12 protein-coding genes are annotated in these 13,373 nt (G+C 62.5%); all 12 read right to left on the reverse strand.

Annotated features, from left to right (window positions below; genetic code table 11):
* Positions 1–126: 126 nt before the first annotated feature.
* The 12 genes from Tharo_RS03570 to Tharo_RS03630 all read right to left on the reverse strand — a co-directional run bounded on the left by Tharo_RS03570 (position 127) and on the right by Tharo_RS03630 (position 13,324).
* A complete protein-coding gene (locus tag Tharo_RS03570; RefSeq protein ID WP_071543045.1) occupies positions 127–1,848 on the reverse strand; it encodes a UvrD-helicase domain-containing protein in 1,722 nt (573 codons plus the stop codon).
* Positions 1,845–3,647 (reverse strand): ATP-dependent nuclease, encoded by a 1,803-nt coding sequence (locus Tharo_RS03575; protein WP_012205971.1) that lies wholly within the window; start codon positions 3,645–3,647, stop codon positions 1,845–1,847. The genes Tharo_RS03570 and Tharo_RS03575 overlap by 4 nt, the downstream gene beginning before the upstream one ends.
* Before the next feature lie 172 nt (positions 3,648–3,819).
* A complete protein-coding gene (locus Tharo_RS03580) occupies positions 3,820–6,099 on the reverse strand; it encodes a helicase-related protein (RefSeq protein ID WP_023112354.1) in 2,280 nt (759 codons plus the stop codon).
* A 135-nt stretch (positions 6,100–6,234) separates the two neighbouring features.
* Positions 6,235–6,540 (reverse strand): hypothetical protein, encoded by a 306-nt coding sequence (locus Tharo_RS03585; protein WP_008266046.1) that lies wholly within the window; start codon positions 6,538–6,540, stop codon positions 6,235–6,237.
* A gap of 69 nt (positions 6,541–6,609) precedes the next feature.
* A complete protein-coding gene (locus Tharo_RS03590; RefSeq protein WP_012251142.1) occupies positions 6,610–6,921 on the reverse strand; it encodes a hypothetical protein in 312 nt (103 codons plus the stop codon).
* A gap of 102 nt (positions 6,922–7,023) precedes the next feature.
* Positions 7,024–8,169 carry a DUF6094 domain-containing protein gene (locus tag Tharo_RS03595; protein ID WP_223723579.1) on the reverse strand — a complete coding sequence of 382 codons (1,146 nt, stop codon included), beginning with the start codon at positions 8,167–8,169 and terminating at the stop codon, positions 7,024–7,026.
* Between the two features lie 40 nt (positions 8,170–8,209).
* Complete coding sequence (locus Tharo_RS03600) at positions 8,210–8,860, reverse strand: hypothetical protein (protein ID WP_012251144.1); 651 nt, start codon at positions 8,858–8,860, stop codon at positions 8,210–8,212.
* 84 nt (positions 8,861–8,944) lie between these two features.
* Positions 8,945–9,352, reverse strand: coding sequence for a hypothetical protein (locus Tharo_RS03605; RefSeq protein ID WP_012205969.1), 408 nt, complete (start codon positions 9,350–9,352; stop codon positions 8,945–8,947).
* Between the two features lie 94 nt (positions 9,353–9,446).
* Entirely contained in the window at positions 9,447–10,145 is a 699-nt protein-coding gene (locus Tharo_RS03610; RefSeq protein ID WP_012205968.1) for a DUF3275 family protein, read from the reverse strand.
* A gap of 95 nt (positions 10,146–10,240) precedes the next feature.
* Positions 10,241–11,068, reverse strand: coding sequence for a DUF932 domain-containing protein (locus Tharo_RS03615; protein ID WP_012205967.1), 828 nt, complete (start codon positions 11,066–11,068; stop codon positions 10,241–10,243).
* A gap of 150 nt (positions 11,069–11,218) precedes the next feature.
* Entirely contained in the window at positions 11,219–12,133 is a 915-nt protein-coding gene (locus Tharo_RS03620) for a DUF3577 domain-containing protein (protein WP_012205966.1), read from the reverse strand.
* A gap of 378 nt (positions 12,134–12,511) precedes the next feature.
* Positions 12,512–13,324 carry a hypothetical protein gene (locus Tharo_RS03630; protein ID WP_012205965.1) on the reverse strand — a complete coding sequence of 271 codons (813 nt, stop codon included), beginning with the start codon at positions 13,322–13,324 and terminating at the stop codon, positions 12,512–12,514.
* Positions 13,325–13,373 lie beyond the last annotated feature (49 nt).

Below are 13,373 nucleotides of genomic sequence, written 5' to 3' on the forward strand. Positions count from 1 at the left end.
TTGCGATGCCGATACCTTGGCGGAGCGCCGTTGAGCGGTCAGCTAGGAATGCGGACTGATGGACGACCGCTTTTTCAGAAACATGCGAAGACCGTGCTGATTTGGACAGTACTCGCTACCAGCTGATTACAAAAAAATGCTGCGGTCTCCCGATGGCGTCAGGATTGTTGCTCTCTTCATAGCTCTTGTGACTGCGACCCGCAGTGCCAAAAGGGCTTGGCTTTGACGAGAAGTATCTGCATTCGCAGGCACAATTCGTCCAGCATATCGCCCTTCGTAAATCAGTACCTCGTCAAACTCCTTACCCTTTGCTTTGTGAATGGTCATGAGATGAACTCCACGCCATTCCTTGGCGGCTGCTGTGAAATGCTCCTGCAGCAAAGCGCCCCGGACAGCTTCGATAGCGCCGACATACTGTCCTTGGGATCTCCAAAGCTCTGACAAAGACGCCCGCAGGTTTGAGCCCTTGTGAAGCAGGCGGAGATACTTGGCATCAGCGGCAACGCGCGACAGTTGGCCAACGGCAGACGTCGCGAGAAGCCCCCGCGCAGTCAACCAGTCTTCTTCAGGATGGCCGGTGAATACGACGTCCTGGCGAAGCGCTGCTAGGCGCGCGCACTCGCTGATCAACGCTTGGCGATTCTTGCCGCGGATCTTTCCGGAGACCAAGTATTGGTCGATGGCGTCGGCCATGTCGAGTTCCGCCTGCGCAGGGCGTTTGGTGCCACTGCGGCCCCGGATGTGGGTATGTAAGGCGGAGAGTAGCCGCGCAGCCAGAAGCTCCGAAGGGCCTCCTTCCATTAGCGTGGCGATGACGTTTGCCGCAAGCGCCGGGGATTCCGCGTCCATCGCCACCTCGTGGCGAAGGTTGGGCATGCCATCGGACTCCGCGGAGAGGTAGTCGGACACTTGAAGCATGAAGGCCTTGGATGGGACGAGCACTGCGATGGACCAGGCCGGCTCCTTGCGAAGTCGCTTGATTGCCTGGATGAGCTGGGCCTTCGCATGGAAATGCGGACCCCTTCCGTAGTACACGCCGTACTCGACCACCGACACATTGGCATAGACGGCGCCCTTGTTTTTCCCGGTGAGCAAGTCTGAACCGTACGTTGCGATGTCGGTTCCGGCACTGCGATGATTCTCCCCTTCAAACTCGACTGGCAAGGGGTCGAACTGGTCCACGAATTCCTTGAGCCGCTGAGGATCGGCGCCGCGGAATTCGTAAATACGCTGGTCGGGGTCGGCCAAGGCAATGATCCTGCAGCCGCGTCCAAGCTCGCGGACCATCGCCCATTCGTCGGCGTTCGTGTCCTGGAACTCGTCCACGACGAGTATCGGGTAGGTCGCTGTGTAGATACCTGCCAGCCGCCGGCTGCGGCGCAGCAGTTCAGCCGTCAACTGGGCGAAGAGGTCGAAGTGGAGCAGCCCCTCTTCATGGAAAAGGCGCAACTTCTCCTGGTGATGCTGCTCCTTGGCAAAGTGAGCCAAGCGCGCGGAGCCCTCGGGAGGTGGTAGGAGCTGGAGCGGCTTTCCGTTGCTGAGCAGATAGCCATGACTTCGCAGAACGCTCCATGCGAAGCCGTGATAGGTGTTGACATCTAGAAGTCTCAGATCATCCGCGGTGATGAGTTCCTTGGCTTTCTCAAGGACCCGTGCCACTGTGGGCCTCGCGAAGCTGAGAAACAGGATGCGCTGGCCTGATAGGAGCTTTGCTGATCGAATCTCGTCCCTGGCTTTGACCAGGGCGACATGCGTCTTTCCGGAGCCTGGACCACCCATGGCGAGCACGTGCCCCGTGCTTTGCAGAAAGTCCCTCTTCTGCGGTGTCCAGTCTTGTTCGACCGTCATAACTCTTCGTCATCGAACGGTGCTGCCGCCGCTGACGGCACGGGTGGCAGCGGCGGAGGTTCGACGGTGATGTGGATCACCCGCAGCGTGTCCCGGACATACTGCGGCATCTCCGCCTCGGTGCAGCACCCGAGCAAGTCGCCGGCATCGCCGCTTCCCTTGGCCCAGCCAAAGAATTGCCGCAATGCGTCGCGAATTTGCTCCACGGTCTGGGCGGCGTTAGGAGTTTTGGCGATCAGATGGTTCGGCCACGCGTTCTCCGCGACGAGGCTGAGCGCATATCGACGAAGGGCTGCCTCCGCGGTGTGGTGCAGCACTACGTTCTCGAAACCTTTCTCGGCAGATTCAAATGAGTGGTGCACGGCGGCCTTGATGGCAGCGGAAGCGGCTGGTTCCTGCTTGTCGAACACAGCAAAGACCGTCTTGCCCAAGTCTCTAAAGAACTTGCCGAGAGGCGCAACCTGCGCATCGGTTTGCGCATCGATGACGGCCACCCCCAGGGCCTCAAGCGTCTTGTATTCTGTGGGGTTCAAGTCGTTAAGCCGGCGCGCCGCTGCAGGTATCGCATCGAACTCCGTTCGACCTTCGACAACAAGTACATATCGGGCAAGCAGCGCTTCACAGAAGCGGGCCCTGAACTCTGCCTTGTATGCCTTGGGCTTGACCGCTGGTGGGTATGTCGCCAGCATCGCAGAAAGCTTGCCCCCGTCACGCCGCAGCACATGCATCTCGGACGGCGCGAATTCTTCGAGCACATAGGGCGAGTGCGACGTGAAAAGCGCCTGTGCCGACGTCTCGCGCACGCTGTTAACGATGCGCTTCTGGGTATGTGGCGGAAGGGCGATCTCGGGCTCCTCCATCGCGAAGATGACGTTCTGCTTCAGGCCCGCGATGATGGATAGCAGCGCCAGCACCAGTGTATTGATCGTGCCGGTGCCCTGATGGTGATATGGCGCGCAATAGGTGCTGCCGTCCGGACGCTTCGCGCCGGTGCCCATGAAAACGGTCAAATCCTTGCGCAGGGCCTCTCTAGTGAGATCCGACACGCGCATGTGAGGTTCCTCTGCCCAGTCAGAAGGAACGAATCGGCGAACAGCGTCCTGGACGTCCTTCAAGAGCGGGGCGATGCCGAGTTCCGGCTTATCGGCCACGGGGAGTTTGCGCAACTCGTTCAGCAGGTCTTCCCACATCGTCACGCGCTTGTCTTGAAGCCTGAGGATGACATCAAGCAACGACCCGCGCTCCAGGCTCAATGCCCGCGCCCCTGTCCTCAGCGTCCGGAGGTACAGGAAGCCGCACTTGCGCTTGTCGGTCGTTTTGAAAGTTGGGTGAGTACCTTCAGCTAGCACTGGGGTCGCGAAGAAAGTATTGCCCGTGAAGTCGTCTTCTTCCTTGTCGTAGCGACCCTCGAAAAACACCCGCAGCGCGGCCGACACGTCTGACGCATCCGTGCCTTCCGGGGGCGGGCCTACGAGTAGCGTCTTTTCCGTGGCGGACCACCACTCGATGTGGTCACGAAAGTGTCGCTGCTGCTCGGCGGACAGGTCACTGACGATAACTTCAATCCGAATGAGAACCGGATCTCCCTCTTCATCCAGGTAGCGCCCGGCGTGGAAGTCGTGCTCGTCGATGACGGGTCTTCGGGAGAGCCGTTCCGGGCCGAGGACGAGATCTATGGCCTCCAGCAGCGTTGACTTCCCGACGTTGTTGTCACCGAGAAATACGCTGTGGCCTGACAGCGTCACGATGCCGGATTCAATCCCACGAAACTTTTCGACCTTGACTTTTGCAATCTGCATTGGCTCCCCCGATTCTGCTCATGTGAGTTTAGCCAGTAACCAATCGTTTCTCCAAAGAGAGTCCACACTGAATCTGAAAGGACGCAGCCACGTCCTGCGGAGACTGCGGGACGTGGCTGCAAGGTGGGAAGAACAGAAAGCCGGCGGCGCTAGGCCGGCGATGGCGTGGAAATTAGGTAGCGACCAACTGCCGAGCCAGTGCGACCTCGACGGAATCACCGTCCTGGTTCAGAACATCCAGCCCCGATTCGGGCACATCGCCCGAGGTGGACTGCGAGACCATGATCTTCTTGGCCATCAGTTCCAGGCAGGTCATCTGCGAGGAACCGGCGTAGCCGAGGTAGATCACGCGCACGGGCTGTTTCTGCCCAATGCGCCAGGAGCGGCGTGCTGCCTGTTGGAGCGAGTACACGTTGTAGCCACTTTGCATGAACACAATCGTCGGGAACTCCAGCAGGTCCAGCCCCGTCTTGACCAGCTCGGGATTGGTGACGAGCACGTCGATGCCCCGGTCCAGTTGCTCGGCGATCCAGTCCTCGCGGCGGCTGGCATCCACGCTTGCGCGCAGTACCGCCACCTTGAATCCTTCCTGCTCCAGCAGCCCCTTCAGGCGTGACGTGGTGTCGCGCGTTCCGGTATAGACCGTGTAGGCCAGAACCTTGCGCCCCTGTTCCTTCTCCGCTTTGCAGATGTCGATCAGCTCGCGCTCCTTGGGGCTGATCTCGAACTCATTGAACTGAGCCGGGACAAACGCCAAGGTGTTGCGCGTGCGCGGATGCACCACGGTCTCCGACCGGAAGCAGCAATCCGGCCAGGCCAATAGCACGTTGAGCACCACCCCCAGCAAGGTCGTATCGCGTCGCGCCAGAGCCTGTTTCAGTTCTGCGGTCAGCCGACCCGCCAGATCGCGGTAGGCCGCAGCTTGCGCCACGTCCATCTGGACTTCACGAAACTCCTCGTCATACGGCGGCAGGACGTTGCCACCGATGTCCTTGAGCTTGAGGAAAATCGTAAACGGCAGGATGCAGCGCAAGACGCCTTTCGGGCCGAAGCCGGGAGCCTTGACCGTGCGCACCGATACCTTGGTGCCTTTGGCTGTCTTGTGCGCCGTGCCGGCGCTCTCGGAGTAGATGTCCTTGAGGACGCCGTGATCGCGCATGAATGCCATCGCAGCCGAGGTCATGCTGCCGCTCGTGGTCGGGCGGTAGCCGTCTTCGATCATCCGTCCGGGCAGTGCCCGGAACAGCAGGTAGAACAGATCATCGCCGTAGCCGCCCATCAGCGTGCCGGTCAGCAGCAAGGTCTTGCGAGCCTTCGCCGCCAGCACGCCCATGGCCTGGCCCTGGGCACTGCCACCGTTCTTGTACTCGTGCGCCTCGTCGGCGATGAGCAGGTCGAACGTGCCTTGCGGTAGGTAGCGTTTGATGAACTCGGACGGTTGGTAGCCGCCTTCGCCAAAGCCAAACTCCATGTTGGCCATCGCACGTTCCATGCGCGTGGCCTGACGGTCGGAAAACACCAGCTCGCCGTTGCCATCCATGAGGTTGATGAACTCATGGATGTTGTCGCCCAGCATCGAGGCCAGGAAGCCGTCACCGAACTTCTGCATCAGCTTCTGTGCAGTGACTTCCCCGATGGTCGGGATGCGCTTCAAGGCTTTGAGGACGACCGAGGACTGGTCGCTGCCGGACAGGCTACGCGGGCGGATCAGCGTCCACAGGGGCGCGGCGCAGTGGCTGCACTTCCTGCGGGACTCCTCGGCTTCGAGCGCGACCGGGTTGACCGGCTCGCCGTCGAGGTCGGTGATGAGTGTGCCGCAGTCCGGGCAGGCTGCCACGTCGCCGTGGCGGGTGCGCCGCTGGGTGAAGACAGGTTTCCAGTGGAACCCCATCCGCATCCTGACGCGCCCCAGGATGAAAAACTCCTGGCCCGTGGGCTGCACACCCAACTGCTCGCGCAGCTTGATGAGCTTGACCAGCGTGTCCGGGCCATTGAGCACCCAGACCTTGGCGCCGGCCACCGTCTCCTGGATCTCACGCCGCCACTTGTAAACCAGGTGGGGAGGCGAAAGCACCAGGGTGCGGCGGTAGCCTTCGGCGTTGAGCACGGCGGCCGTGGCGATGCCGACGGTCGTCTTGCCGCAGCCCATTTCGCCATTGACGATCGCAGCGCGCTCGCCTTGATCGACCAGCAGCTCGGCGGCGGCATGGACAACTTCAGCCTGGGCCTGGAACAGCTTGCGCTTGAGGCTGGCAACGACGAGTTGCCGCTGCGCCTGTGCTTGACCGGCATAGACCGGCGGGTTGGCGCGGTTGAGAGAATCGAGCAGTTCGTCGCCGAACTCGCCGACGAAAACCTGAAGGCTCAGGGTCAGAGGGTTGGATTCCGCTTCGAGCAGTTCGCCCTGTACGGGCGCTGCATCGTTGGCGGTGGTGTTGAGATCAACGGACATGGTGATGCTCCAAAGAAAAATGGGACATGCACCACCCCAGCGGGGCGATGGCATGCCCCGTGGTGGGAAGAGAGACGGCGAACCGTCGGTGGTTGGACAGTGCAGGCGCTCGTGGCCTGCGGTGACAACTCGCGGTCAGTACTCGGACGGCAGCACGATGCGGGTCGCGCTGCGATCTGCTTCGGTGAAGATGCGGATGCTCAGGTCACGGGTGACGACGTAAAACGAATCGAGGCGTTCACCAGACTCCAACGCAGCGTTGTTCTGTTGCCATTGGTAGTCGGCGACGTCGCCCCAGTCGCCACGCATGTGGCGTTCGAAAAACGGCATGGGATCGAGCCGGCCTTCGTTCATCAGGCGTTCGACGCCTTCGCTGAACTCCAGTGCACCGATCTCGAACAGCCGTTTGCGGCGATGCTTGTCATGTTGGTTGGATGTCATGTGGCTTTCTTCTGAGTAGAGGGGCTACAGCACCATTGAGGGGTGTCGGTGGCCCCGCGTTGGAGAAGATCAGTACTCGCTGGGCAACAGCAGCGTGGTGACGCTGCGATCCCATTCGGTGATGATCCAGAGCTTCAGGCCGGGTGTGACCTGGTAGGAAGAGAACAGGCGATCCTCACCGGACTTCAGCGCGGCATCGTTCTGCCGCCTGTCGCTGTCGTCGAGGTCGCCCCAGTCGCCACCGAGGTGGCGGCGCAGATACGGAATCGGGTTGAATTGGCCCTGTTGGATCAGGTCATCGACGCCGCAGGTCATGACCACCTGGCCGGGCGAGAAGCGCAGGCTCGGGGTCTGGCTGATGGAAAGTGCTTGGGCTGCCATGGAAGGCTCCTGGAGATGGAGGGGCCACGGCACCCCATCGGGGCGACTGGACCCCGGTGGGTGGAAAAAATCGACGGCGAACCGCCGGCGGTGGAGAAACGATCAGCGAATGGTCAACACCTCGCCCCGCGTGGCGGAGCCAGGCGTCATGTCCCATGCACGGATGACAGGAACGAACTTGTCGGTGAGGATGCGGGTTTCGGCGATGGAGCCGTCGTCGCGTTCGGTGAATTCCCGCTGGAGCGTCTTGTCCTTGTGGGTGTCACCTTTGACGACGAGCACGCGCCCCGCCTTGGATTGCACGACTCCCGAGATCGCGCCTGCGGCCAAAGCCAGGGCGAGATGCCAGTGGGACAAGGCCCGCGCCGGTGGACGCAGCGTCTGCTGCGCGGCCCCCAACTGCGTATCCCGCGACGGCCAGAGGCCTTGCAGCCTGCCAACCTCATCGGCGAACTGCTCCGGCTCCATCGTCACGCGGAAGAAATGCCCCGGCTCTGCCGGGCTGGTGGGGACGATGTACGGCAGGAACGGCCATTCGCTCGGCAGCTCCTCGGCTTCGACTTCGCCAAGCCCAACCTGCAGCAGCAGATTGCGCACGGCCTTGACGCCATCGGGCGTCTGCTCGCGCTGGCGCACCCGGCGACCGAAGATCACCACCTGCTTGAACTGCGTTTCCACCGCTCGGTAGATCCGCAGATCGGTGTAGTGGCGTGTCAGCCAGCCGACCAGCTCGGCGTCGAGCACGTAGCCGGGAACGATGAAGACCAGCACGCCGCCGTACTGCAACAGGGGCAGCGTGCGCTGGTAGAACAGTTTTTCGAGGCGGGCACGGCCCTGACCCTGATAGCCAATGTTGCCGTTGACGTCCTTGGACAGGTCGCCATACGGCGGATTGAGCCAGAGCAGCCCAAAGGACTGTTTGGAGATCATCGTGTCCATCAGGTCCGCGTGCAGGCAGTGATCGACCAGGCCGCGGGCATGGCGCGCCCGCTCTGCGTCGAACTCGACGGCGAACGCCTTGGCATGCTCGCGCCCGAGGGCATGAGCCGCTTCGGCAATCGCCACGCCTTCGCCGGCGCAGGGATCGAGGATGCACATCGGCCCATTGGATTCAGGCGCACTGGGCATCAGTGCATTGAGGGCTCTTTCGAGCGTTGGTTCGTCGGTCGGGAAGTACCCGTTCTTCACGAAATTGCGGGCGAGCCGCGGGAACATGAGCGCCATGGAAGTCTCCTGGTTGGCGGGGATGATTGGCGAAGGCGCGCCTTGGCGTGCCTGCGCAGGTGGGTCAAGCCGCTACCGTTTCCGGCGTCCAAATCTTGGCCGGATAGGGATAGGCGGTGAGCACGTCACTGCGGATCAGCGAGCCGAGCGCCAGGGTCAGCGCCGGCACGTCGATGGCGAGCCGATGGCCCACCAAAGGCCCGAGGGCGAATGGCAGACGGGTCAGCATCTCGCGGCTTTGCAGCAGTTCCAGCACGGTTTCGCGCCAGTGGTCGAGCAACGGCAGTGGGCAGGTGTCCTGCACCAACGTCCACAGGCGGTCAAGCCGGTGGTCGCTATCGCGGGGCAGCAATGCCAGTGCGCTGGCGTTGGCCTTGTCGGGCTTGACGCAGCGCCGATCGAACAGCCACACGTTGGACAGCGAACCGAACAGCGTTCGCCGGTAGGCGCGGGTCATGCGCTTTTCCAGGCGATCGACGTTGCTGACGAACACCGGGACGCTGCTGCCCTGGTCGGTGATGAGGTGGAACTGCTCCAGGCCCTGCTCGTCGCGCCCGAGGGTCAGGCGAGCCAGGAACTGCTGGACGGCGGTGTCCCGTGCCCAGATCGACAGGAAGATCAGGTTGCCCTGGTCATCGCCGACGCAAGCGTCGGCCATCACGTCCGGGCATTCGTCGATGCGGTACAGCGTGGTGGAAGAAGTGTTTGCGGGCATGGTGGTGTCCTCGGATGAACGGGAACAGCATCGCCCGCAGGGGGCAAGCACTGCCCCTTGGGGTGGAAAAAAGGCGTCCCTGACTCAGACCGTCAGCGCCGTAGCTGGAGCTGTGGCTTCCTTGGATGTGCGCCGCCGCGCGTGGTAGGCGCGAACGCCTGCACGCCAGTCGGCGGATTGCTCCGGTGCGAGGTTCAGATAGGACAGCGGGCACGAGTAGTAGTACGGGTGCATGGATTCGTCCAGTGGCTTATAGCCCCACTGGCCGCCGCTGCGTTCCAGCAGATCGCAGCGGATGGTGCACAGGGACTGGCCCGGTGCGAGATCACGGTGTACGCCTTCGGCCTTGGCCGTCACTTGCACAACAGACCAGAGGACGTTGCCACGCAGCGCGTGGGCGATGACCTTCACGCTGGCGCGTTCGGTCTCTTGCGGTGCGATCAACTCCGCGATCAGTTCAGACCGCGATTGGGGTGAGAAATACCAGCCCATGAGAGGCCTCCTGGAAAAATTGAGCCAGAAGCCTCCCCGGTGGGGAAGACCCCCGGCGGGTGGATGAAGCACACCGCAGATGCGGTGCCCAGTACTACGCAGGTTGCAGTTCGGCCTGGCGGCTCCACTCCTGCGTCTTGAAGTCCAGCGCGTAGCCCAGTTCGCCCAGGCGGACGATCTGCGCGCGCAGGGTGCGGCGGTCGATGGTCGAATCCAGTTTCACGGACTCGCCCAGCGGCCAGAGCAAGCTGAACAGCGCGGCGTCGCCATCTTCGGTACTGCAGGGAGCAGTTGCCGCAGCGGGCGTCGGCGCATCCACGCCGAAGGGCGTGGTATCGACCAGCGGGTCTGTGGATGCCTGTACGGGTGCGGGCTTGGCGGGCCTGGAGGTTTTGCTGGGCTTGGCCGGTGTTGCCGGTGTTGTTGCAGGCTGTGCGCCCAGCTCTTCATCAAGTGGATCGAGGTCCTGGGTGGCGAAGCTGCGTGCTTCGTCACGGCTCAGTTTGTCGATGTCGTAGAGCGTCATTCCGTCCAGGCTGGCGCGGATCTCGAAGCGCATGCCGCCACCGACCGGGTAGGACTTCGGGAAGATGTACCTGATGATGAACTCCCCGTCGTACTTGCCTTCGGGGTATTGCTCCAGCTCCGGGTCCTTGACCTCGAACGTACCAAGGTGCGTGGCGAGGCGTCCGACCGTGAAGGGGCCGTTCTTGCCGCGGATGGTACGCAGCGTGAGCTGGCCGGGGACGATGATGGGCGAAACCGATTGCTCGGGTGCCGATTTGGCTGTCATGGTGGTACTCCTGATGATGAATGACGGACGGCTGGTGGCAGCCGGTGGATGAGAGGAAATGAACCTCGCCCGAGGTGGGCAAGGTCCACTTGGCATCACGCCTTGAGCTGGCGCATGCCTTCGGCCAGGAGCCACAACGCCCGGTTCAGGCGCAGGTTCTGGTCGATGCCTTGCACCGGGCGGGTGCGCTGATTGCGGCCATTGGCCGAGCGTCCATTCAGGCCCCCCTTGACGAGGTTCTCTTGGACACGGTTGAAGACGGCCCACAGGTCATCCCTGCGGTCGTCCCAGCGCCTGGGCGCGAGCAGTTGACGCTCCGTGACAGGCGTCGGCTTGGCAGGATCGTCGTACTTGAGTGCCAGCGCTGAGTGCGCGAAGATTTCTGCTTCGCCCTCATCGAGGGTGATGGTGCGCATCGCATCGCGCGAGTCCTTCACGCGCTCGAAGCCTTCAAGGACTTCGTAGGCGCCTTCGATCACCTGGCTGGCCACATCCCCCTTGTGCGGGACACGGATGTCGGCGGTGGTATCGCCGCAGACCAGGCCGTTGTGGCAGACGAATCTGAACATGCCTGCCAGCATCTGGTAACTGCTCGTGCCGTCGTGGCTGTTGAGCAGGATGATCTCGTTCGCCTCGTCGCCGTTGATCTGGCTGGCATGGCGAAGTCGGATGAGATGCTTGGTGTGCTCGCGCCGATCCTCGTTGCGCACGCGCGTCTGGCACACCATGAAGGGCTCGAAACCCTCCTGGCGCAGCTTGGCGAGCACGGTCGAGGTCGGTATGTAGGCATACCGCTCGGATCGGCTCCCATGCGGAGCGTCGGCGAAGATTGATGGAGCAATGGCGCGAATGCGGTCGTCCGAGAGCGGGCGATCTGAGCGCAGGATCGGGGACTGCGGAGCAAAACGGGATGCCAGAGACATGGCTGTTCTCCTGTGAAAAATGCGACAACCGCGCGGCCGTCTGACCACGCGGAACTCGGGGGAAGAAATGCGCGAGCGCGCTATGCGGATGGAGGACGCTGCAGATGCAGCAAGGAGAAGCGGCAAGGCCCCATGAGGGGCCATGCCGGATCAGAACGAAGCAGCCAATGCCGGCTCCTGCTCCTCGACTTCACCTTCGGGCTCGCACTCGGCGGGCTCGGCAGGCTGATCTGCAGCGGGGGCGGCGTCCTCGGCTTCGGGCGCGGGAGCGTCCTGGGCCGGCGGCGAATCTGCTTGCGCGGGGCTCGTCGGATAGACCTTGGTGCCGTCGATCTTGATCAGGCCGATGTGGATCAGTGTCGAATCCAGGCTTGCGGCCGGTTCCCCAGCGCGCTCACCCTTGGTGCGGATGTACGGATCGATCTTCATGTCGTTGAGACGGAAAGCGATCAGCACCTTGCAGTCCCCTTCGATGGCCTGCACGCACCGGCGAACCAGATGCTCGGCTTCAGGGGTGGTGACGATGCTGTCGAAGTACCGATACTCCGGTTCATCGACAGGCCCGGCCAGAGCGGCGACGGTGCAAGAGAGGAACGGGTCGCCATCTTTGGGTGTGACGTCCTTCGGACGGCTGAGGTAGCCGATGCCGCGGGTGACCAGCTCGTGCTGCCTGATCGAAGCCAGTTCGGCCCGGTCAAGCGGCTCGGCCTTGAGCAGTCGCGCCTTGAGGGACGCGGCGGCTTGGCCTTTCTGCTCACCCTTGTCGCGGATATACGCATCGCCCCACAGGTCGCCGAGGCGAAAGCGCACCAGTGGGCGCTGCTTGGGATCGTCAACGCCGATGTAGCGCTCGACCAGCTTCTTGGCCTCGGCACCCGAGACCTTGACGTCGAAATAGCGATAGCTGGGATCCTTTGCGGAACCGACCAGCGCGGCGATGGTGCATGCCAGGAAAGGCTGCGCACGGCGGCCGCCCCGAACAGGCACTTCACGGGCACGCTGGATGTAACCGATGCCCGAGGTGTGGAGGTCGAAATACGATTTCTCGTTGGACGTGGTGCTCATGGTGAATCTCCATAGGGATGAAGCGGAGACACACCGGCCCCACGCAGCGGGGAAAGGTGCGTAACCCCGCGATGGGTTGATAAGGCGAAAGCATCCACCACCAGAGACTGGTGGCCGCTCGCGGATGGATGCGGTGCGAGCTGGCTCGGTCACGCAGTGGGAACTGCGCCGCAACCTCGAAGACCGATGGTTGCCTGGCATGTCGCTGACAACGTCAGCAGGCATGGGCTCAGCATGGCCAGGCCTCGCGCGCGAGGCAGCCATCAATCGGTATCCGATCGTTTCCCTTTGATGAAATCTCCCACGGCAGAAAAAAGGCCCTCCTTCCGAATGGAGGGAGAGCCTGTGGGGGCATGTCGCCTGGTACTTTTCGTGGTGTCACGCCGGTACAGCGCGGCGCCGTCGGGACGTCTCCGCGCCGATCACGCTCACGTCGATCAGGCGCCAGCGCCCGTCGTCTATGAGTCGCTCCAGCACTTCGCCGAGCATGTCGAAATACACCTCGTCGTGCCGATCGACCAACTCGCCGTCGCGGCGCAGCTCCACCGCATAGGTATCGCTGCCGGGCTGGTAGAGGATCGTCACCTGGCCGGCGAACTTCGCGGTCGAAACCGTGAAACTGATCGCCGGAGGCGTTTCGATGATCCTGGACGGCGTCGGATCGACCCAGGTGAAGTCGTGGGCGCCCGCATCGACCAGCATGTGGGTGATGCGCCGGAACCCGTCGGGCGCCGGCATTTCCTCCAACTGCTCGATGAGCTGACCCAGTTCCATGCACTGCGGCTCGGGAATGGGCAACTTGGCCGGCGCGGAGCCGAGGATGTGTGTCTTGACGGTGTAGGGCGTGCCGTCGGACATCATCTCGGTGCGCTCTTCAGGCGTGTCCGCACGCAGACCGTCGAAACGACGACGGGCATAGGGTTGGACATGCACCTTGGTGCCCTCGCTGGGAACGGTGGTCACCAGGTTGGGATCGAGTACCGCGAACTCGCTGGGCTTGAGCTTGACGACGATGGCGTCTTCGCTGGCTGCGACCACCTTGCCGTCGAAGGGCTGGGGATCAATGACAAAGCCCAGTGTCGAGGACTGTGGCTGATCATCGAACACGCGGTACTTGAACGACCGCACGTTGCGGGGCACATGGCCTGCGACCAGCGAAGGCATCAGGGTCTTGATAAGAGAGCGATCCATGTGAATCTCCTTGAGGAAGAACAAGGGATTCCCCGCCCGCAAGGGAGAG

The sequence above is a fragment of the Thauera aromatica K172 genome, from assembly GCF_003030465.1.
GTDB classification, from domain to species: Bacteria; Pseudomonadota; Gammaproteobacteria; order Burkholderiales; family Rhodocyclaceae; genus Thauera; species Thauera aromatica.

Coding starts and splice junctions, on each gene's coding strand:
- Tharo_RS03570 (WP_071543045.1), bottom strand. CDS start 1,848: ATGACGGTCGAACAAGACTGGACACCGCAGAAGAGGGACTTTCTGCAA.
- Tharo_RS03575 (WP_012205971.1), bottom strand. CDS start 3,647: ATGCAGATTGCAAAAGTCAAGGTCGAAAAGTTTCGTGGGATTGAATCC.
- Tharo_RS03580 (WP_023112354.1), bottom strand. CDS start 6,099: ATGTCCGTTGATCTCAACACCACCGCCAACGATGCAGCGCCCGTACAG.
- Tharo_RS03585 (WP_008266046.1), bottom strand. CDS start 6,540: ATGACATCCAACCAACATGACAAGCATCGCCGCAAACGGCTGTTCGAG.
- Tharo_RS03590 (WP_012251142.1), bottom strand. CDS start 6,921: ATGGCAGCCCAAGCACTTTCCATCAGCCAGACCCCGAGCCTGCGCTTC.
- Tharo_RS03600 (WP_012251144.1), bottom strand. CDS start 8,860: ATGCCCGCAAACACTTCTTCCACCACGCTGTACCGCATCGACGAATGC.
- Tharo_RS03605 (WP_012205969.1), bottom strand. CDS start 9,352: ATGGGCTGGTATTTCTCACCCCAATCGCGGTCTGAACTGATCGCGGAG.
- Tharo_RS03610 (WP_012205968.1), bottom strand. CDS start 10,145: ATGACAGCCAAATCGGCACCCGAGCAATCGGTTTCGCCCATCATCGTC.
- Tharo_RS03615 (WP_012205967.1), bottom strand. CDS start 11,068: ATGTCTCTGGCATCCCGTTTTGCTCCGCAGTCCCCGATCCTGCGCTCA.
- Tharo_RS03620 (WP_012205966.1), bottom strand. CDS start 12,133: ATGAGCACCACGTCCAACGAGAAATCGTATTTCGACCTCCACACCTCG.
- Tharo_RS03630 (WP_012205965.1), bottom strand. CDS start 13,324: ATGGATCGCTCTCTTATCAAGACCCTGATGCCTTCGCTGGTCGCAGGC.